The sequence below is a fragment of the Streptomyces griseoviridis genome (assembly GCF_005222485.1).
Lineage (GTDB): Bacteria > Actinomycetota > Actinomycetes > Streptomycetales > Streptomycetaceae > Streptomyces > Streptomyces hintoniae.
The window spans coordinates 5,345,434-5,365,322 of the sequence record NZ_CP029078.1 but is presented as its reverse complement, the minus strand read 5'-3'; the positions used below and the strand labels follow the sequence as shown (position 1 = coordinate 5,365,322).

The 19,889-nt window shown below is 72.4% G+C and carries 18 protein-coding genes; 5 read left to right on the top strand and 13 right to left on the bottom strand.

Going from position 1 to position 19,889, the window contains the following annotated elements:
- Positions 1-38 precede the first annotated feature (38 nt).
- Positions 39-1,745, bottom strand: a complete 1,707-nt coding sequence (locus DDJ31_RS23260) for a glycerol-3-phosphate dehydrogenase/oxidase (RefSeq protein WP_127178441.1) — start codon at positions 1,743-1,745, stop codon at positions 39-41.
- 383 nt (positions 1,746-2,128) lie between these two features.
- Between DDJ31_RS23260 and DDJ31_RS23255 the strand changes: the two genes are divergently transcribed.
- A complete protein-coding gene (locus tag DDJ31_RS23255; protein WP_127178442.1) occupies positions 2,129-3,337 on the top strand; it encodes a nucleotide sugar dehydrogenase in 1,209 nt (402 codons plus the stop codon).
- A 155-nt stretch (positions 3,338-3,492) separates the two neighbouring features.
- Here the strand turns inward: DDJ31_RS23255 and DDJ31_RS23250 are convergent, their stop codons facing one another.
- The 4 genes from DDJ31_RS23250 to DDJ31_RS23235 all read right to left on the bottom strand — a co-directional run bounded on the left by DDJ31_RS23250 (position 3,493) and on the right by DDJ31_RS23235 (position 7,931).
- Positions 3,493-4,617, bottom strand: coding sequence for a GuaB3 family IMP dehydrogenase-related protein (locus DDJ31_RS23250; RefSeq protein ID WP_127178443.1), 1,125 nt, complete (start codon positions 4,615-4,617; stop codon positions 3,493-3,495).
- 152 nt (positions 4,618-4,769) lie between these two features.
- Positions 4,770-6,272, bottom strand: coding sequence for an IMP dehydrogenase (gene guaB / locus DDJ31_RS23245; RefSeq protein WP_127178444.1), 1,503 nt, complete (start codon positions 6,270-6,272; stop codon positions 4,770-4,772).
- A 194-nt stretch (positions 6,273-6,466) separates the two neighbouring features.
- Positions 6,467-7,054, bottom strand: a complete 588-nt coding sequence (locus DDJ31_RS23240) for a sigma-70 family RNA polymerase sigma factor (RefSeq protein ID WP_127178445.1) — start codon at positions 7,052-7,054, stop codon at positions 6,467-6,469.
- 265 nt (positions 7,055-7,319) lie between these two features.
- Positions 7,320-7,931, bottom strand: a complete 612-nt coding sequence (locus DDJ31_RS23235) for a response regulator transcription factor (protein ID WP_003948568.1) — start codon at positions 7,929-7,931, stop codon at positions 7,320-7,322.
- Positions 7,932-8,312: 381 nt separating this feature from the next.
- Between DDJ31_RS23235 and DDJ31_RS23230 the strand changes: the two genes are divergently transcribed.
- Entirely contained in the window at positions 8,313-8,642 is a 330-nt protein-coding gene (locus DDJ31_RS23230) for a WhiB family transcriptional regulator (protein WP_127178446.1), read from the top strand.
- A gap of 185 nt (positions 8,643-8,827) precedes the next feature.
- Here DDJ31_RS23230 and DDJ31_RS23225 read toward each other — a convergent pair whose 3' ends face one another.
- The gene (locus tag DDJ31_RS23225; protein WP_127178447.1) at positions 8,828-9,727 is read right to left on the bottom strand and encodes a LysR family transcriptional regulator; all 900 of its coding nucleotides are present in this window, start codon (positions 9,725-9,727) and stop codon (positions 8,828-8,830) included.
- A 90-nt stretch (positions 9,728-9,817) separates the two neighbouring features.
- On the opposite strand from DDJ31_RS23225, the gene DDJ31_RS23220 reads away from it, so the two are divergent.
- Both DDJ31_RS23220 and DDJ31_RS23215 read left to right on the top strand, forming a co-directional pair.
- Positions 9,818-10,486 carry an MOSC domain-containing protein gene (locus tag DDJ31_RS23220; RefSeq protein ID WP_127178448.1) on the top strand — a complete coding sequence of 223 codons (669 nt, stop codon included), beginning with the start codon at positions 9,818-9,820 and terminating at the stop codon, positions 10,484-10,486.
- Positions 10,487-10,546: 60 nt separating this feature from the next.
- Positions 10,547-11,320: an SDR family NAD(P)-dependent oxidoreductase gene (locus tag DDJ31_RS23215; protein WP_127178449.1), complete on the top strand. Its 774-nt coding sequence runs from the start codon at positions 10,547-10,549 to the stop codon at positions 11,318-11,320.
- A 292-nt stretch (positions 11,321-11,612) separates the two neighbouring features.
- On the opposite strand, the gene groL is transcribed toward DDJ31_RS23215, so the two are convergent.
- The 4 genes from groL to DDJ31_RS23195 all read right to left on the bottom strand — a co-directional run bounded on the left by groL (position 11,613) and on the right by DDJ31_RS23195 (position 15,683).
- Positions 11,613-13,238: a chaperonin GroEL gene (gene groL, locus DDJ31_RS23210; protein ID WP_127178450.1), complete on the bottom strand. Its 1,626-nt coding sequence runs from the start codon at positions 13,236-13,238 to the stop codon at positions 11,613-11,615.
- A 120-nt stretch (positions 13,239-13,358) separates the two neighbouring features.
- Positions 13,359-13,667 (bottom strand): co-chaperone GroES, encoded by a 309-nt coding sequence (groES, locus tag DDJ31_RS23205; protein ID WP_003998759.1) that lies wholly within the window; start codon positions 13,665-13,667, stop codon positions 13,359-13,361.
- Positions 13,668-13,890: 223 nt separating this feature from the next.
- A complete protein-coding gene (locus tag DDJ31_RS23200; protein ID WP_240678106.1) occupies positions 13,891-14,721 on the bottom strand; it encodes a polysaccharide deacetylase family protein in 831 nt (276 codons plus the stop codon).
- Entirely contained in the window at positions 14,718-15,683 is a 966-nt protein-coding gene (locus DDJ31_RS23195; protein ID WP_127178451.1) for a polysaccharide deacetylase family protein, read from the bottom strand. The genes DDJ31_RS23200 and DDJ31_RS23195 overlap by 4 nt, the downstream gene beginning before the upstream one ends.
- Positions 15,684-15,774: 91 nt before the next feature.
- Between DDJ31_RS23195 and DDJ31_RS23190 the strand changes: the two genes are divergently transcribed.
- Positions 15,775-16,941 carry a class I SAM-dependent methyltransferase gene (locus DDJ31_RS23190; protein WP_171480888.1) on the top strand — a complete coding sequence of 389 codons (1,167 nt, stop codon included), beginning with the start codon at positions 15,775-15,777 and terminating at the stop codon, positions 16,939-16,941.
- A 42-nt stretch (positions 16,942-16,983) separates the two neighbouring features.
- On the opposite strand, the gene DDJ31_RS23185 is transcribed toward DDJ31_RS23190, so the two are convergent.
- The 3 genes from DDJ31_RS23185 to DDJ31_RS23175 form a co-directional block, all read right to left on the bottom strand.
- A complete protein-coding gene (locus DDJ31_RS23185) occupies positions 16,984-18,246 on the bottom strand; it encodes an RNA polymerase sigma factor (RefSeq protein ID WP_127178452.1) in 1,263 nt (420 codons plus the stop codon).
- Positions 18,247-18,290: 44 nt separating this feature from the next.
- The gene (locus DDJ31_RS23180; protein WP_127178453.1) at positions 18,291-18,647 is read right to left on the bottom strand and encodes a YciI family protein; all 357 of its coding nucleotides are present in this window, start codon (positions 18,645-18,647) and stop codon (positions 18,291-18,293) included.
- Between the two features lie 147 nt (positions 18,648-18,794).
- On the bottom strand, positions 18,795-19,841 hold the full coding sequence (locus tag DDJ31_RS23175; protein ID WP_240678107.1) for an LCP family protein: 1,047 nt from the start codon (positions 19,839-19,841) through the stop codon (positions 18,795-18,797).
- Between the last annotated feature and the right edge of the window lie 48 nt (positions 19,842-19,889).

Genomic DNA, 19,889 nt, shown 5'->3' with positions numbered 1-19,889 from the left:
CGCTCGGTGCCCCTCGGTGCCCCTCGCCGCCGGCCGGCTCAGAGCGGCACGATGTCCGGCGCTCCCAGCCGCGCCGCGTCCGCCGTCAGGTCGTCCGGCTGGCGCTGCGACTCCCGCTCCGCCTCGACCCGCTTCTCGTAGTGCTCGACCTCGCGCTCGATCTGGTCCTTGTCCCAGCCGAGCACCGGCGCCATCAGCTCGGCCGCCTCGCGGGCGCTGCGGGTGCCGCGGTCGAAGGTCTCGATGGAGATGCGGGTGCGCCGGGTCAGGACGTCGTCCAGGTGCCGCGCGCCCTCGTGCGAGGCCGCGTACACGATCTCCGCGCGCAGGTAGTCGTCGGCCGCGTGCAGGGCCTCACCGAGCGAGGGGTCGGCGACGATCAGGTCGAGGACCTCCTCGGCCATCGAGCCGTACCGGTTCAACAGGTGCTCCACGCGCACCACATGGAGCCCGGTGCGGGCGGCGATCCGCGCCCGCGCGTTCCACAGCGCGCGGTACCCCTCCGCGCCCAGCAGCGGGACGTCCTCGGTGACGCACTCGGCGACCCGCGCGTCGAGCCCGTGCACCGCCTCGTCCACGGCGTCCTTGGCCATCACCCGGTACGTCGTGTATTTGCCGCCCGCCACCACGACCAGGCCGGGCACCGGATGGGCGACGGTGTGCTCGCGCGACAGCTTGCTGGTGGCGTCGGACTCGCCGGCCAGCAGCGGGCGCAGTCCCGCGTACACGCCCTGGACGTCGTCGCGGGTGAGCGGCACCGAGAGCACCGAGTTCACATGCTCGAGGAGGTAGTCGATGTCGGCGCTGGACGCGGCCGGGTGCGCCTTGTCGAGGTCCCAGTCGGTGTCGGTGGTGCCGACGATCCAGTGCCGGCCCCAGGGGATGACGAAGAGGACGGACTTCTCGGTGCGCAGGATCAGACCGGTCGAGGAGTTGATGCGGTCCTTCGGGACGACCAGGTGGATGCCCTTGGACGCGCGGACGTGGAACTGGCCGCGCTCGCCGACCATGGCCTGGGTGTCGTCGGTCCAGACGCCGGTCGCGTTGACGACCTGCCTGGCGCGGATCTCGTACTCGCCGCCCGCCTCGACGTCCCGCACGCGCGCGCCGACGACGCGTTCGCCCTCGCGCAGGAACCCCGTGACCCGGGCCCGGTTCGCGACCTTCGCCCCGTACGACGAGGCGGTCCGCACCAGGGTGGCGACATAGCGGGCGTCGTCCATCTGGGCGTCGTAGTACTGGAGGGCGCCCACGAGGGCGTCCTTCTTCAAGGCGGGCGCGACCCGCAGGGCGTGACGGCGGCTCAGGTGCCGGTGGGTCGGCAGCCCCCGCCCGTGTCCGCGCGCCATGGACATGGCGTCGTAGAGCGCGACGCCCGACCCGGCGTAGAGCCGCTCCCAGCCCTTGTGCTGGAGCGGGTAGAGGAACGGCACCGGTTTCACCAGGTGCGGGGCGAGCCGTTCCAGGAGCAGACCGCGCTCCTTGAGCGCCTCGCGGACGAGGGTGAAGTCGAGCATCTCCAGATAGCGCAGGCCACCGTGGATCAGCTTGCTCGACCTGCTGGAGGTGCCGGAGGCCCAGTCGCGTGCCTCGACGAGCCCGGTCGACAGGCCGCGGGTCACCGCGTCCAGCGCGGTTCCCGCGCCGACCACGCCCGCGCCCACGACCAGCACGTCCAGTTCACGCTCGGCCATGGCCGCCAAGGACTCGGCCCGCTGCGCCGGCCCCAGAGTCGCTGTCCTCACCGCTGCCTCCCGCTGTCGGTCGTGCCGGCCGCGCCCGTCGGGCGAAGCCCGGTCCCTCTCCCCCTGCCCAGAATCTGACCTTCATGCCCGGAAGCGACCCGGCCGCCCGACCCGCTGCCGGCCCGTTCCCTGCCCGCTGCCGACCCGTTCCCGGCCCGGCGGTCCCGTCCGCCCTCTCCGTCCCAGTCTGACCGCCACGCCCCGCTTCAGCCACCAGTCGCCCTCAGCCTGTGGACAACATTCGCGAGCCGCCCGGAAAACACAGCCGACCAATCCCGCATATCGGTCATATTTACTCCTAGTCTGACATTGCGCTCGCTCGTTCTGTCCACAGGGCTTGCGCACCTGTCCCGCTTCGGTTACTGGGAAGGACGGCCCACGCCATGCCCGCAGATCTCGCCGTCATCGGACTCGGCCCGTTCGGCCTGCCGCTGGCCCAGGCCGCCGTCGCCGCCGGCATCTCCACCCTCGGCTACCGGACCGGTCCCGAACCCGGCTCGCTCAGCCCCGCCGAACTGCGCCGGATGCTCTCGGGGGGCTTCCGGCACGCCACCGGCCCCGCCGAACTCGGCCGGGTGCGGACGGCGGTCATCTGCGCGCCGACCCCGCGCGCAGCCGACGGCGCGCTCGACCTGAGCCAGGTGGAGGCCGCCGCCCGCACCCTGGCCGAGCGGATGCGCCCGCACACCACGGTGATCCTGGAGTCACCGGTCCACCCCGGCACCACGGAGAACTTCCTGCGCCCCCTCCTGGAGGCCGGCTCGGGCCTGGTCGCGGGCCGCGACTTCCATCTCGCCTACTCACCCAACCGGGTGGATCCGGGCAACCGGGAGTTCACCCCGGGCAACACGCCCAAGGTGATCGGCGGCCTCACGCCCGCGTGCACGGAGTCGGCCGCCGCGTTCTACGGCCGGCTCACCGACAAGGTGGTCCGCGCGCGCGGACTGCGCGAGGCGGAGACCGTGCAGCTCCTGGAGACCAATGTGCGGCACGTCAACATCGCCCTGGTCAACGAGATGGCGGTGCTCTGCCACGACCTCGGCGTCGACCTCTGGGACGTCATCCGCTGCGCGGAGACCAAGCCGTTCGGCTTCCAGGCCTTCCGGCCTGGTCCCGGCGTCGGCGGGCACGCCGTCCCGCAGAACCTGACCGGCGGCACCGGCCGCTCCCTGCGCCTGGTCGAGCTGGCCGAGCAGGTCAACAGCCAGATGCCCCGCTACGTCGTCCAGCGCGCCGCCGCCCTGCTCAACGAGCACGGCAAGTCGGCCAGGGGCGCGCGCGTGCTGCTCCTCGGCGTCACCTACAAACCCGACCTCGCCGACCAGCAGGGCACCCCCGCGCGGGAGATCGCCGTCCGGCTGACGGAGCTGGGCGCCGCGGTCAGCTACCACGACCCGCACGTCCCGTCGTGGAGCGTCCTCGACCGCCCGGTGCCGCGCGTGGACTCCCTCTACGAGGCGGCCGCCGACGCCGATCTCACGATCCTGCTCCAGCACCACCGCACGTACGACCTCCAGGGCCTGTCGGTGAAGGCGCAGCTCCTCCTGGACACCCGGGGCACCACCCCGACGGGCGCGGCCCACCGACTCTGACCGCCGCACCACCGTCCCCGACAGACCACAGAACCCACTGGCCCCACCAGCACCACTCGCAACACCAGCACCAGCACGACCGCCGACCGGACACGCCGGAGGGCCCGTCCACAGATCGTGGACGGGCCCTCCGGCGTTCGCGGCCGGGTCGGCGGCTACCGCATGTGCTGGCTGTCCGCGACCGTCACCTCGACCCGCTGGAACTCCTTCAGCTCGCTGTAGCCGGTCGTGGCCATGGCACGCCGCAGCGCTCCGAAGAAGTTCATCGAGCCGTCCGGCGTGTGCGACGGACCCGCGAGGACCTCCTCTATGGTCCCGACGGTGCCGAGGTCGACCTTCTTGCCGCGCGGCAGCTCCTCGTTGACCGCCTCCATGCCCCAGTGGTGCCCCTTGCCCGGCGCGTCGGTGGCGCGGGCCAGCGGGGAGCCCATCATCACGGCGTCCGCGCCGCAGGCGATGGCCTTGGGCAGGTCGCCCGACCAGCCGACGCCGCCGTCCGCGATCACGTGCACGTAGCGGCCGCCCGACTCGTCCATGTAGTCGCGGCGGGCCGCCGCCACGTCGGCGACGGCGGTGGCCATCGGCACCCGGATGCCCAGGACGTTGCGCGTGGTGTGCGCGGCGCCGCCGCCGAAGCCGACCAGGACGCCGGCCGCGCCGGTGCGCATCAGGTGCAGGGCGGCGGTGTAGGTGGCGCAGCCGCCGACGATCACCGGGACGTCCAGCTCGTAGATGAACTGCTTCAGGTTCAGCGGCTCGTGCGCGCCCGAGACGTGCTCGGCGGAGACCGTCGTACCGCGGATGACGAAGATGTCCACGCCCGCGTCGACGACCGCCTTGGAGAACTGGGCGGTGCGCTGCGGGGAGAGCGCGGCGGCCGTGACCACACCGGAGTCGCGCACCTCCTTGAGGCGCGCGCCGATCAGCTCCTCCTTGATGGGGGCCGCGTAGATCTCCTGGAGGCGGCGGGTGGCGGCCTCGGTGGGCAGCTCGGCGATCTCGTCGAGCAGCGGCTGCGGGTCCTCGTAGCGCGTCCAGAGCCCTTCGAGGTTGAGCACGCCGAGGCCGCCCAGCTCACCGATGCGGATCGCGGTGGCCGGGGAGACGATGGAGTCCATGGGGGCGGCCAGGAAGGGCAGGTCGAATCGGTAGGCGTCGATCTGCCAGGCGATCGAGACCTCCTTCGGGTCCCGCGTACGGCGGCTGGGGACGACGGCGATGTCGTCGAAGGCGTACGCCCGCCGCCCGCGCTTGCCGCGCCCGATCTCGATCTCAGTCACGTCTGTGGCCTTTCCCTGTTGCGTTTCAGCGTCTTCCAGTATTGCCGACGGGTACGACAAAGGCGGCCCCGGTGCCCCGGGACCGCCTCCGGCCGAGCGTCACGCGCGCGTGCGGGTCACCGTGTGCGAGACGGTGTCCGCGCGCGCGGAGGTCACTTGTTGCTGTAGTTCGGCGCCTCGACCGTCATCTGGATGTCGTGCGGGTGGCTCTCCTTGAGGCCCGCCGAGGTGATCCGCACGAAGCGGCCCTTGGACTCCATCTCCTCGATGGTGGCCGCGCCCACGTAGCCCATGGTCTGGCGCAGGCCGCCGACGAGCTGGTGCAGCACGTTGGCGAGCGGGCCGCGGTAGGGCACCTGGCCCTCGACGCCCTCGGGCACGAGCTTGTCGTCGGAGGCGACGTCGGCCTGGAAGTAGCGGTCCTTGGAGAAGGAGCGCGCCTGGCCGCGGGACTGCATCGCGCCGAGCGAGCCCATGCCCCGGTACGACTTGAACTGCTTGCCGTTGATGAACATCAGCTCGCCGGGCGACTCCTCGCAGCCCGCGAGGAGGCTGCCCAGCATCACCGTGTCGGCGCCGGCCGCGAGGGCCTTGCCGATGTCGCCCGAGTACTGGAGGCCGCCGTCGCCGATCAGCGGGATGCCGGCCGCGCGGGCCGCGAGGGACGCCTCGTAGATGGCGGTGACCTGCGGGACACCGATGCCGGCCACCACGCGCGTGGTGCAGATCGAGCCCGGTCCCACGCCGACCTTGATGCCGTCGACACCGGCGTCGACGAGGGCCTGGGCGCCGTCACGGGTGGCGACGTTGCCGCCGATCACGTCGACGGAGACGCTCGACTTGATCTTCGCCATCCAGCTGAGGGCGTTGCTGTTGTGGCCGTGCGAGGTGTCGACGACGAGGAAGTCGACGCCCGCGTCGGCCAGCGCCTGGGCGCGCTCCAGGGCCTCGGGGCTGGCGCCGACGGCCGCGCCGACCAGCAGTCGGCCCTCGGCGTCCTTGGCGGCGTTGGGGTACTTCTCGGCCTTGACGAAGTCCTTGACGGTGATCAGGCCCTTGAGGACACCGGCGTCGTCGACCAGCGGAAGCTTCTCGATCTTGTGCTTGCGCAGCAGCTCCATCGCCTCGACACCGGAGATGCCGACCTTGCCGGTGACCAGCGGCATCGGCGTCATGACCTCGCGGACCTGGCGCGAGCGGTCGCTCTCGAAGGCCATGTCACGGTTGGTGACGATGCCGAGCAGCTTGCCCGCCGGGTCGGTGACCGGGACGCCGCTGATGCGGAACTTGGCGCAGAGCGCGTCGGCCTCGGCGAGGGTGGCCTCGGGGTGCACCGTGATCGGGTCGGTGACCATGCCTGACTCGGACCGCTTGACCAGGTCGACCTGGTTGACCTGGTCCTCGACCGAGAGGTTGCGGTGCAGGACGCCGACGCCGCCGAGGCGGGCCATCGCGATCGCCATGCGGGACTCGGTGACCTTGTCCATCGCCGCGGAGAGCAGCGGGATGTTGACACGGACGTTGCGCGAGATGCGGGACGAGGTGTCGACCGCGTTGGGGAGCACCTCGGATGCGCCCGGCAGCAGCAGCACGTCGTCGTAGGTCAGCCCGAGTGTCGCGAATTTTCCGGGCACTCCGTCGACGTTTGCAGTCATGACACCTTCCCCAAATGGCCTTGATCGGTGCGGATGTCCATGCTAACGGGAAGCACGGCTGGCTCATTCCACGGTTCGGGACAGCCGACGGCTTCGTATTTTCGTACGGGAAGGACGGATCGACGGGCCGCCGGTGCGGCGCGGGGCCGCCGGTGCCCGCCGCGACGGCCAACGGGGGCCGCGCGGCGCCGGGTTCACTGCTCGGCGAGGGCCCGCAGACGGCTGAGCGCGCGGTGCTGCGCGACCCGGACGGCACCGGGTGACATTCCCAACATCTGGCCCGTCTCCTCGGCGGTGAGGCCGACGGCGATGCGCAGCAGCAACAGTTCGCGCTGGTTCTCGGGGAGGTTGGCCAGGAGTTTCTTGGCCCACTCGGCGTCGCTGCTGAGCAGCGCGCGCTCCTCGGGTCCGAGTGAGTCGTCGGGCCGCTCGGGCATCTCGTCGGAGGGCACCGCTGTGGAGCCGGGGTGGCGCATCGCCGCCCGCTGGAGGTCGGCGACCTTGTGCGCGGCGATGGCGAAGACGAACGCCTCGAAGGGGCGGCCGGTGTCCTTGTAGCGCGGCAGGGCGAGCAGGACGGCGACGCAGACCTCCTGCGCGAGGTCCTCCACGAAGTGCCTGGCGTCGCCCGGGAGACGGGAGAGCCGGGTGCGGCAGTAGCGCAGCGCCAGGGGGTGGACATGGGCGAGCAGGTCGTGGGTGGCCTGCTCGTCTCCGTCGACGGCGCGGTGGACGAGTGCACCGATGGCCCCTGCGGCTGTGGCCGCCTCGTCGTCGCGCATCGGTCCATGGTGCCCTGCGGCGGCGCGGTCCGTGGCACCGCGCCCGTTGTTGTGCACCGAAGCGTTATGAGCAGGTGCGCCGGCACTCATCCCCTGCGCCCTCCCCTTCCGCTCGACCGACTCGTCCCCGAGAGACTCCACGACTCAAGGATGCGGCATCCGCGCCGAAACGAGCAGCGGGCGCCCGGCGGGATCACGCGCGGACCCCGCCAACCGGATGACGGGCGGGGGTGCCTGCACCCCCGCTACCGTGCGTCTGACGCCCTCAGCGGACCAGGCCCCAGCGGAAGCCGAGCGCCACCGCGTGCGCCCGGTCCGACGCGCCGAGCTTCTTGAACAGGCGCCGGGCGTGGGTCTTGACGGTGTCCTCGGAGAGGAAGAGTTCCCGGCCGATCTCCGCGTTGGAGCGGCCGTGGCTCATCCCTTCGAGGACCTGGATCTCACGCGCCGTGAGGGTGGGCGCGGCGCCCATCTCCGCGGAGCGCAGCCGGCGCGGGGCGAGCCGCCAGGTCGGGTCGGCGAGGGCCTGCGTGACGGTCGCGCGCAGTTCGGCACGCGAGGCGTCCTTGTGCAGGTAGCCCCGGGCCCCGGCGGCGACCGCGAGCGCCACGCCGTCGAGGTCCTCGGCGACCGTGAGCATGATGATGCGGGCGCCGGGGTCCGCGGACAGCAGCCGGCGGACGGTCTCGACGCCGCCCAGTCCCGGCATGCGCACGTCCATCAGAATCAGGTCCGAGCGGTCCGCGCCCCAGCGGCGGAGGACTTCCTCGCCGTTGGCCGCGGTCGTCACGCGCTCGACGCCGGGAACGGTCGCGACAGCGCGGCGGAGCGCTTCTCGGGCAAGCGGGGAGTCGTCGCAGACGAGGACGGATGTCATGGCCGCCCTCCGCAGCTGATGCACGTCACCTTGAGCCTCCAGGCTGGTACGGAATCGTCACCTGTGCGGTCGACCGTCTCGGACGCCTGCCCGAGCGCTTTGTTGATTCAACCGCCTCGGCACTCTCAACGACGGTCACTCGAAAGAGTTACGGGGCCGTGAGCCATCTTCGGCACTCTACGTGAGGGGACGGACACGGTGGAGTCATGAGGGGCCAACCCTCAACGTTTCATCACAACCGTGCCCCATTTAGACCCTTTTCTTCCCATCTGCGGGTGTCTGCGGCTAGATTCGCAATGAGTCATATTTTCATCTCCTTAGATAGTAGATGTACGGTCGTGGGCACCGTATCCGCTCAGCACGGCTACAAGGGGTCACGTAATGGCAGATTTCTCCCGTCTTCCAGGACCGAACGCGGACCTGTGGGACTGGCAGCTTCTGGCTGCCTGCCGTGGGGTGGACAGCTCGCTCTTCTTCCACCCCGAAGGCGAACGCGGAGCGGCCAGGAGCGCTCGCGAGAACTCGGCCAAGGAGGTCTGCATGAGGTGCCCGGTCCGCGCGCAGTGCGCGGCGCACGCGCTGGCGGTCAGGGAGCCGTACGGCGTGTGGGGCGGCCTGACCGAGGACGAGCGCGAGGAACTCATGGGGCGGGCGCGCAACCGCCTGGTGACGGCGTCGGCCCCGACGGGCGACACCTCGTCGGACCACTGAGCGGCCGGATCGGCCGAACCGGCTGAAGGAACGTTTCTCCACGCGGGCGCACAGAGTGCGCACACCGCGCCACCCCGAATCCCTGTTCCCCCCTCCCCCGTCCCGTCCCCCCGGTCCCCTCCCGTTCCCACCCCCCGCTCCCCTCCCCGCCCCCACTCCCGTCCCCGCGCACCCCCCCCGCCCTCTCAGCGGTCCGCGGCGTGTCCCAGCTGTTCCAGGGTCGCCGCGACGGCCGGCACCTGGGCCAGGTCGGGCAGGGTGAGGGCGACGATCTCGCGCCGGACGGCCGGTTCCAGGGTCAGTACGCGCGCGTGCCGGGGCCGCACCGACTCCAGGGCGAGCTGCGGCAGGACCGCGACCCCGAGACCGGCGCCGACCAGGCCGACCACGGCCGGGTAGTCGTCGGTCGCGAAGTCGATGCGCGGGGTGAACCCGGCGTCCTCGCACACCTCGACCAGCCGCCCGCGGCAGCGCGGGCACCCGGCGATCCACGGCTCGCCCGCGAGTTCCCCGATGCCGACGGCGCCGGACCTGGCGGCGAGCGGATGCCGCTCCGGCACCAGTCCCACCAGGCGGTCGGTCAGCAGCGGCCGCACCACCAGGTCGTCCCACTCCTCGACGCCCGGCGCCCCCGGGTAGCGGAAGGCGAGCGCCACATCGCACTCGCCCTCGCGCAGCATGTCGACGGAGGCCGGCGGCTCGGCCTCCTCCAGGGAGACCCGGGTGCCGGGGTGCGCGGCGCGCAGGGCGGCCAGGGCGGCGGGCACCAGCGCCGAGCTGCCGCTCGGGAACGACACCAGCCGTACCCGTCCGGCGCGCAGGCCCGCGATGGCGGCGACCTCCTCCTCGGCGGCGGTGAGCCCGGCGAGGATGCCGCCGGCGTGCCGCACCAGGGCCTCGCCCGCCTGCGTCAGCCGCATCTCGCGCCCGCCGCGCACCAGCAGCGGGGTGCCCACGGACGCCTCCAGGGCCTTCATCTGCTGGCTGACGGCGGGCTGGGTGCAGCCGAGCCGACGTCCGGCCGCCGAGAAGGAACCGGTGGCGGCGACGGCCCGCAGGACCCGGAGATGGCGTGCTTCGATCATCCTGGAAGGGTACTGAAAGATAAGAGATCCTTTGACGCGGCGATGAAAAACGCGTCGACACTTTGATCTCGGTCGCCTACCGTCTTCCCCATGAAGTTGCTGTCCGTGAATCTCGGCCGCGCCCGGCCCGCCCCGTACACCGACCCCGTGGTGGGGGTGACCGGCATCGACAAGCGCCCGGTGGAGGGGCCCGTGCGGGTCGCCGCGCCCGGCGCCAAGGGCGTCGCGGGCAGCGGTCTCGCCGGGGACACGGTGTGCGACCTGCGCCACCACGGCGGTGACGACCAGGCGGTGTACGCGATGGCCCGCGAGGACCTGGACGACTGGGAGCGCGAGCTGGGCCGCCCCCTGCCGAACGGCGGGTTCGGGGAGAACCTCACCACCGGGGGCGTCGAGGTGTCGGGCGCGCTGATCGGCGAGCGCTGGCGGATCGGCTCCTCGGTGCTCCTGGAGGTGACCAGCGGGCGCATCCCGTGCCGCACCTTCCAGGGCCATGTGGGGGAACAGGGGTGGGTGCGGCGCTTCACCCTCAAGGGTGCGCCGGGGGCGTATCTGCGGGTGATCGAGGCGGGCGAGATACGCGCGGGCGATCCGGTCGAGGTCGTGGAGCGGCCCGACCACGATGTCACCGTGGCCCTCCAGTTCCGGGCGACGACCACCGAACGCGAGCTGCTGCCACGGCTGTTGGCGGCCGGTTCCGCGCTGCACCCGGAGGCCGCGCGGGCCGCGCGGACCTACCTGGAGAAGTACGGTTCCTGACCGTACGTCAGGGATGAGACGGAGCATGGGGCCCAGGGGTCGGGTAACTACGCTTGGGCCATGACAACGGCTCTGATTACGGGATCGACCGCGGGCATCGGCGCCGCGTTCGCGCGGCGGCTGGCGGCCGACGGACACAACCTGGTGCTCGTCGCCCGCGACACCAAGCGGCTGCGGGAGCAGGCGACCGAACTGCACGACCGGCACGGCATCGAGGCGGAGGTGCTGACCGCCGACCTCGCCACGGACGACGGCATCGAGGCCGTCGCCGCCCGGGTGTCCGACCGCACGAGCCCAGTCGACCTGCTGGTCAACAACGCGGGCTTCGGCAACAAGGGCCGGTATCTCGACGTCCCGATGGCCGACGAGCTGAAGATGCTCAAGGTGCACTGCGAGGCGGTGCTGCGGCTGACCTCGGCGGCGACCGAGGCGATGCGCGAGCGCGGGCGCGGCGGCGTGGTGAACGTCTCGTCGGTCTCCGCGTTCGTGCCGCGCGGCACGTACGGCGCGTCGAAGGCGTGGGTCGTGCAGTTCACGCAGGGCGCGGCGAAGGACCTCGCGGGCAGCGGGGTGCGGCTGATGGCCCTCTGCCCAGGTTTCGTGCGGACCGAGTTCCACGCGCGGGCCGGGATGGGCACCGACAACATCCCCGGCTGGATGTGGCTGGACGCGGACAAGGTGGTCGCGGCGGCGCTGCACGATCTGGCGCGGGGCAGGTCGCTGTCGATCCCCGACCCGCGGTACAAGGCGCTGATGGGCATGGTGAAGGTGACGCCCAACGCCCTGCTGGGCGGGATCACCTCGCGGACGGGCCGGAAGTACGGGCCCCAGTGACGGCGTTACCGCCCCACCGGGGACGGGACGCGGCGCCCTGCCCGGGACCGGACACGGCGACCCGCCGGGGACGGGACGCGCCGACCCGCCGGGGACGGGACGCGCCGACCCGCCGGGGACGGGACGCGCCGACCCGCCGGGGACCTGACGCGCCGCCGCGTCGCGCGTCGCGGCCAGGACCCGCCCGCGATCCCGGCCGGGCCGGGACCGGTCCCGCGCAGCCCGAAGGCCCGGCATCCTCGTGGGGTGCCGGGCCTTCGGTGCCGACGCTCGGGTCGGACTGACGCTCGGGTCAGTGGGAGTGACCGTGGCCGTGACCGGCCGCGGCGGGCTCCTCCTCTTCCTTCTTCTCGACGACCAGGGTCTCGGTCGTGAGGAGCAGGGAGGCGATGGAGGCCGCGTTCTCCAGGGCGGAGCGGGTGACCTTGACCGGGTCGATGACGCCGGCCTTGACCAGGTCGCCGTACTCGCCGGTGGCCGCGTTGAAGCCCTGGCCCTTGTCCAGCTCGGCGACCTTGGAGGTGATGACGTAACCCTCCAGGCCGGCGTTCTCGGCGATCCAGCGCAGCGGCTCGACGGCGGCCTTGCGGACCACGGCGACGCCGGTGGCCTCGTCGCCGGTCTTGCCGAGGTTGTCCTCCAGGACCTTCACGGCGTGGACGAGCGCGGAGCCACCGCCGGAGACGATGCCCTCCTCGACCGCGGCGCGGGTGGCGGAGATGGCGTCCTCGAGGCGGTGCTTCTTCTCCTTCAGCTCCACCTCGGTGGCGGCGCCGACCCGGATCACGCACACGCCGCCGGCCAGCTTCGCGAGGCGCTCCTGGAGCTTCTCGCGGTCCCAGTCGGAGTCCGTGTTCTCGATCTCGGCCTTGATCTGCTTGACGCGGCCGGAGACCTCGTCGGAGTCGCCGCCACCGTCGACGATGGTGGTGTCGTCCTTGGTGATGGTGACGCGGCGGGCGGTGCCGAGCACGTCGAGACCGACCTGGTCGAGCTTGAGGCCGACCTCCTCGGCGATGACCTGGCCACCGGTGAGGGTGGCGATGTCGCCGAGCATGGCCTTGCGGCGGTCGCCGAAGCCGGGCGCCTTGACCGCGACGGCGTTGAACGTGCCGCGGATCTTGTTGACGACCAGGGTCGACAGGGCCTCGCCCTCGACGTCCTCGGCGATGATCAGCAGCGGCTTCGAGGCGCCGGACTGGATGACCTTCTCCAGGAGCGGCAGCAGGTCCTGGATCGAGGAGATCTTGCCCTGGTGGATCAGGATGTACGGGTCGTCGAGGACGGCCTCCATACGCTCCTGGTCGGTCACCATGTACGGGGACAGGTAGCCCTTGTCGAAGGCCATGCCCTCGGTGAAGTCCAGGTCGAGCCCGAAGGTGTTGGACTCCTCGACGGTGATGACACCGTCCTTGCCGACCTTGTCCATCGCCTCGGCGATCAGCTCGCCGACCTGGGTGTCCTGCGCGGAGAGCGCGGCCACGGCGGCGATGTCGGACTTGTCGTCGATCGGGCGCGCGGTGGCGAGGAGCTCCTCGGAGACGGCCTTGACGGCGGCGTCGATGCCCTTCTTCAGGAGGGCGGGCGAGGCGCCGGCGGCGACGTTCTTCAGGCCCTCGCGGACGAGCGCCTGGGCCAGCACGGTGGCGGTGGTGGTGCCGTCACCCGCGATGTCGTTGGTCTTGGTCGCCACCTCCTTCACGAGCTGGGCGCCGAGGTTCTCGTACGGGTCCTCGATCTCGACCTCGCGGGCGATGGTGACACCGTCGTTGGTGATGGTGGGGGCGCCGAACTTCTTGTCGATGACGACGTTGCGGCCCTTGGGGCCGATCGTCACCTTGACCGTGTCGGCAAGCTTGTTGACGCCGCGCTCGAGGGCGCGACGGGCGTCCTCGTCGAACTTCAGGATCTTCGCCATGACAGCGTGAGCCCTCTCGAAAAATGGGGTGTATGTGACTGCGCCCCCGGCGCCCGGCTGATTGATGATCGCGGGATCCGGGGGCGCAGCTGTGAGCAACTGTTCAGTGCTCGGGGTGAACTACTTCTCGATGATCGCGAGCACGTCGCGGGCCGAGAGGACGAGGTACTCCTCGCCGTTGTACTTCACCTCGGTGCCGCCGTACTTGCTGTACAGCACGATGTCGCCGGTCTTGACGTCGAGCGGCAGGCGCTCGCCGTTCTCGAAGCGCCCGGGGCCAACGGCCAGGACGACGCCCTCCTGGGGCTTCTCCTTGGCGGTGTCCGGGATGACCAGGCCAGAGGCCGTGGTCTGCTCGGCGTCCAGCGGCTGGACCACAATGCGGTCCTCGAGCGGCTTGATGGCAACCTTGGAGCTGGTGGTCGTCACGATCCGACCTCCCCCTTCGGAGATCTCACGGGGTTAACTGTCTGAGGTGGCGACCAGGTCGATCCGTCGTCGCGGGTGCCGGACCTGCCCGTCGCTTCTTGGCACTCTCCAGTGGGGAGTGCCAGGTCCGAGACTATGACCGCGATTAGCACTCGGTCAAGCGGAGTGCCAATTCCGTCCGCCGGGCGCGGCGTCGGCGACCGTCCGGGCCAGGCGCCGGGCCCTACAGGTAGTCCTCGAGACGGCCCACCGTCAGACGTCGGTGCTGGGCCTCCCGCAGGACGCGCGTGGTGCGTTCGCGCAGGGTCAGCGCGGCGGTCTCGCCCGAGGCGAGGGAGACGACGTCGCCGGGGCGCAGCCGGTGCCCGCCCCTGCGGTAGGTCAGGCTGCCGTCGCCCTCGGAGGCGGCCCGCCACAGGACGAGCGCGGCGACCCCGCAGCGGGCGGCGGCCCGCAGGGTGGTGCGGTCGTACGCGCCGTAGGGCGGGCGGAAGAGGCGGGGGCGGTGGCCGAAGCGGGAGCGGAGTTTGTCCTGCTGGCCGCAGATCTCGGCGCGCTGGCCGGCGAACGGCAGTCCGCGCATCGCCGGGTGGTCGAGGGTGTGGTTCTGGATGGAGGCGCCGACCGCCTGGAGGCGCGCGAAGTGCCCGTAGCCGGGTCCGACGACGCTGTCGGTGAGGAACATGCTGACGGGCAGCCGCAGTTCGCGGACCATGTCGACGAAGCGCGGGTCCTTCTCGGCGCCGTCGTCGTAGGTGAGGAAGACCACCGGGTCGCGGGTCGGCACCCGGGAGACGACCGGGGGCAGCCCCGGGGCCGCCGGGTGGGCGGCGGGCGGCCGGGCGGCGGGGTGCGGGGCCGGGGTGAGCGGGGCGGTCAGGCCCCAGCGGCGGTACGGCGGCTCGGCGGCGGGTCCGTGCGGGCGCACCCGCTGGGCGGCCTTCTTGCCGAGCCGTTCGATCGGGTCGACGGACTGGGCGCAGCCGGCCAGCAGCACGGCCGCCAGCACCGCGGCCAGGACGCCGGCCGGCCGACCCGGGCCCCGCTGCCTCACAGGTAGTCCTCCAGCCGGGCCACCGCGTACCCCTTGGCCGTGACGTGGTCGAGGAAGCGCCTGACCATGTCGGGCATGGTGCCCTTCCAGTCCTTGCGGCCGCGGAAGTGGGTGAGGACGATGTCGCCCGGGTGCAGGTCGCGGTCCCACTCGCGGTACTCCCAGTGGTCGACGAACACCTCCTCGTCCCAGATCGGCGCGTACTTGACGCCGCAGGTCTTGGCGGCGCGCAGGGTGTCCTGGTTGTAGTTGCCGTAGGGCGGGCGGAACAGCTTGGGGCGTTTGCCGTACTGCTTCTCGATGATGTCCTGCATGGCGCAGATCTCGTGCTTCTGCTGGGCGTAGGAGAGGCCGGGCAGGTAGGGATGGTGGAGGGTGTGGTTGTTCAGGACCACGCCCCGCTGCTGCATCTTCTTGAAGTACCCGTAGTCCTTGTTGACCAGGTAGTCGCTGAGGAAGGCGGTGTACGGGATGCGCAGTTCGCTCATCATCCGGAGGAAGTCCGGGTCCTTCTCCTCGCCGTCGTCGATGGTGAGGAAGACGACCTTCTGCCGGGTGGGGACGGTGGTGAAGACCGGTGGCAGGTTCTCCTCCTCCTGGCCCTCGACCTCGAAGCCGTCGCGGGCGGTGATCTCCGGTTTGCTCGCCGGGGGCGCGGGGGCGGTCAGCGGCACCGCGGCGAGGCGCCAGCGCTTGGCGGCGGCGACCCGGGCGGTCTGCTCGGCGCGGAGCCTGGCCGCGTAGGAGTCCAACGCCTCGGCCGGCGGGGCCTGCTGTCCCGGGGCCGGGTGGGCCGCGCCGCCGGGGCTCTGGGCGCAGCCGGAGGCGACGGCGGTGACGGCGAGCAGGGCGACGGCGACGCGGGCGCGGGCGCCGGCCTTGGCGCGGCGGAGCGGGGTCCAGGACCGTCCGCGGATCTGGACCGGTGCCCTATTTTTGTCATTTTGTACTACTGATCCCATGGAGCCGGATCCTCCCAGGTCACCCCCCACCGACCCGGCCCGACACCGCCGCCGGCGGCACACCGTCCACCGACTGGCCCACAATGACCCGGTGAACGACCTCGCCCCCCTCCTCACCCCCGAAGGCCGCGCACTCCTCGACGAGGTGCGCGGCACGGCCCCCGCCGACGAACTGGCCGTCGCCACCCGGCTGCGCCGCACCCACCCGGCCGGCCTGGTGTCGGCGGCGCTCGGCCAGGCACGGCTGCGGCAGCGGGCGGCGGCGAAGTTCGGCGACGAGGACGCGGGCCGGATGTTCTTCACCCCGAACGGCGTCGAACAGTCCACCCGGGCCCGGGTGGCCGCGTACCGGGCCGGGCGGCTCAAGGCGCTCGGCGTGACCTCGCTCGCCGACCTGTGCTGCGGGATCGGCGGCGACGCCATCGCCCTCGCGCGGGCCGGCATCCGGGTCCTCGCCGTGGACCGCGACCCGCTGACGGCGGCGGTGGCGCGGGCCAACGCCGAGGCGCTCGGGCTCGCCGGCCTGATCGAGGTGCGCGAGGCCGACGTCACCGAGGTGGACACGGCCGGCTTCGACGCCGTCTTCGTGGACCCGGGGCGGCGCGGCGGCCGGGGCCGGATCTTCGACCCCGAGGCGTACTCGCCGCCCCTGTCGTGGGCGGTCGAGGCGGCCCGCGCGGCCCCCCTCGCGGCCCTGAAGGTCGCCCCCGGCATCCCGCACGAGGCGGTGCCCGGCGAGGCCGAGGCGGAGTGGATCTCGGACGGCGGGGACGTGAAGGAGGCCGTGCTCTGGTTCGGCACCGACCCGGGCGCGGTCCGCGCGACCCTGCTGCCGGGACCGCGCACCCTGCTCGGCAGGGGCCTGCCCGACCCGGAGGTCAGGCCGGTGGGGCGCTGGCTGTACGAGCCGGACGGCGCCGTCGTCCGCTCCCATCTGGTCGCGGAGGTCGCCGCCGACCTGGACGGCGGTCTCCTCGACCCGACCATCGCGTACATCACCGCCGACGAGCACCGCGCCACCCCGTACGCCACCGCCTACGAGATCACCGACCAGCTGCCCTTCAACCTCAAGCGGCTGAAGGCGCTGTTGCGGGAGCGGCGGGTCGGCACGCTGACCGTGAAGAAGCGCGGCTCGGCCGTGGAGCCCGAGGAGCTGCGCAGGAAGGTCAAGCCGCAGGGGCCGCACGCGGCGACGGTGTTCCTGACCCGGGTGGCGGGCGCCCCCACCATGCTGATCGGCGCACCGGCCCCGTCCTGAGCCCCCGCACGCCCGCCTCGCGCCCGCTGCCGCAGAGCCGCGTCAGGCGCACCGCGCGGCGCGCGCCAGCAGCAGTTCCCGCTCCCGTCCGTTGCGGGCGAGTTCCGCCGCCCGTTCGAACTCCGCGCGGGCCTCGGCCGGGCGTCCGAGCCGGTCCAGCAGGTCGCCGCGGACGCTGGGCAGCAGGTGGTAGCCGCGCAGCGCGGGGTCCTGGATGAGGCCGTCCACGATCCGCAGGGCCTCGGCCGGGCCGCGGGCCATCGAGACGGCGACCGCGCGGTTGAGTTCCACGACCGGGGAGGGCGCGCGGGCGGCGAGCAGGCCGTAGAGGGTGGCGATGGTCGCCCAGTCGGTGTCCTCGTAGCGGACGGCGTGCGCGTGGCAGGCGGCGACGGCGGCCTGGAGGGCGTACCGGCCGGGGGCGCCGGTGGCGGTGGCGTCGGCCTGGTGGAGGGCCGCCACCCCGCGGGCGATCAGCATCCGGTTCCAGCGCCCGCGGTCCTGGTCGGCGAGGAGCACCGGGGCGCCGTCGGGACCGGTGCGGGCGGCGACGCGGGACGCCTGCAACTCCAGCAGCGCGGTCAGCGCGTGCACCTCGGGCTCCTTGGGCATCAGGCCGGCGAGCACCCGGGCGAGGCGCAGCGCGTCCTCGCAGAGCGCGGGGCGCACCAAGTCGTCGCCCGCGGTGGCCGCGTACCCCTCGTTGAAGATCAGGTAGATGACGTCGAGGACGGAGCCGAGCCGGGCCTCGCGGTCGGGGCCCGCCGGCACCTCGAAGGGGACGGCGCGCTCGGCGAGGGTGCGTTTGGCGCGGACGATGCGCTGGGCGACCGTCGCCTCGGGGGTGAGGAAGGCGCGGGCGATCTCCTCGGTGGTGAGGCCGCCGAGCAGGCGCAGGGTCAGCGCGATCCGGGCGTCGGCGGAGAGCACCGGGTGGCAGGCGGTGAAGACGAGCCTCAGCAGGTCGTCGTCGATGGCGTCGGGGTCGGCGAGGTCGGCGGGCTCCCCGGGGGGCGGGGCGCTCTCCAGGTCGCGGCCGATCTCGGCGAGCTTGCGGGCGTGCGTCGCACGGCGTCTGACCAGGTCGACCGCGCGGCGCCTGGCGACCGCGGTGAGCCAGGCGCCCGGCCGGTCGGGGACGCCGTCGCGCGGCCACTGCTCCAGGGCGGCGACCAGCGCGTCCTGGGCGAGTTCCTCCGCGACCCCGACGTCACGGACGACGCGCGCGGCGGCGGCGATCACCCGGGGCGACTCCATGCGGAAGACGGTCTCGATGGCGGCTGCGGCGGTGGGCTGCGGTTCCACAGCCCACCATGCAACACCCTCGGCGGCCCGGGGGCCAACGGAGGTCAGCCCTCGACGACCTCACGGACCTCGCAGGTGACCGTCCAGAACTCCTCGTGCACCTTCAGGAACCGCTTCGTCCACTCCAGGGCCTCGGCGCGGTCCTTGCACTGCATGAGCGCGTAGCCGCCGACGACCTCCTTGGACTCGGTGAACGGCCCGTCTGTGACGCTGATCCGGCCGTCCTCCCAGCGCACCCGGGTGCCCTGCGCGGACGGGGTGAGACCGGCGGTGTCGAGCATCACCCCGGCCTTGGTGATCTCCTCGATCAGCTCGCCCATCCGGCGCATCAGCTCGGGGCTCGGGCCTTCGGCGGGCGCGCTCGACTCGTCGATCCTGATGAGCGACAGGTAGCGGGGCATGGTGACTCCTCGGTGCGGTTGCGGGCCGGTCCCTCCCGGCCTCTCACCCCGTACGTCGAACGGGAGAGCCCGGGATCGACACCGTCCCCGGAGATTTCCGAGAAATCTTTCCGATCCCTGGCGGCGCCCTGCGCGAGCCGCCCGCCCTCAGCGCAGCGACCGCCACAGCTTGCCTGCCGCCGGTTCCTCGGCCACCACCCGGTTGGGGTCGGCCGGCGCGGTGACGACGGGCATCGTGACCGTCCTGACGTCGTCCGCGGCGAGGCCCCTCAGGCTCTGGCCGAACCGGATCAGCTCGGTCAGCGAGTCGAGCCCGGTGTCGGTGGTGAGGCTGCCGGTGACGGCGTCGGCGACCCGGTAGAGCCCGGCCGGGTCGGTCAGCAGCTCCGTCGAGGACATCTGCGCCAGCAGGGCCTTCACCAGCGTCTGCTGGAGCGCTATCCGGCCCAGGTCGCTGCCGTCGCCGATGCCGTGCCGGGTGCGGGCCAGGGCCAGGGCCCGCTCGCCGTCGAGGTGGTGGGTCCCGGCGGCCAGCTTCAGATGGCTGTAGTCGTCGTCGATGTCCTGCTCGGTGGTGACGGTGACCCCGCCGAGCGCGTCCACCAGCTTCGCGAACCCGGAGAAGTCGATCTCCAGGTAGTGGTCCATGCGGACGCCGGTCAGCTCCTCGACGGTCTTCACCGCGCACACCGCGCCGCCGACCGCGTAAGCGCTGTTGAACATCGCCCGGTACGCCACCGCCGTCGAGCCGCCGGACGACAGCGGGCAGGACGGCCGGGTGACGAGGGTGTCGCGCGGGATGCTGACGACGGTGGCGCCGGCGCGGCCCGCCTCGACGTGCACGACCATCGCCGTGTCGGAGCGGGCGCCCGAGCTGTCGCCGCCGCCCAGCTCCTCGTTGGCCGCGCCGCTGCGCGAGTCCGAGCCGAGGACCAGGAGGTTGACGGCGCCGGTCGGCAGCGGCGTCGCGGAGGCGGAGGCGGACGGGGTGGTCACCCCGCGGGCCGGACGGTCGTCGCCGAGCGCGCTGTCGATGTCGACGCTCTTGATGTTGTCGTTCAGGTGCCAGTAGGCCAGGCCGCCCGCCGCGGCGCCCAGCACCAGCACGGCCGCCACGGTGAGGCCGACGGTCTTCACCACGACCGACCGCCGGCCCCCGCGTCCGCCCTCGCCGCTCTCGTCAACTCCGGTCACGGGCAGGAACGTAAGTCCGAATTATGAGGAGGCTGTTAGCGGAACGCT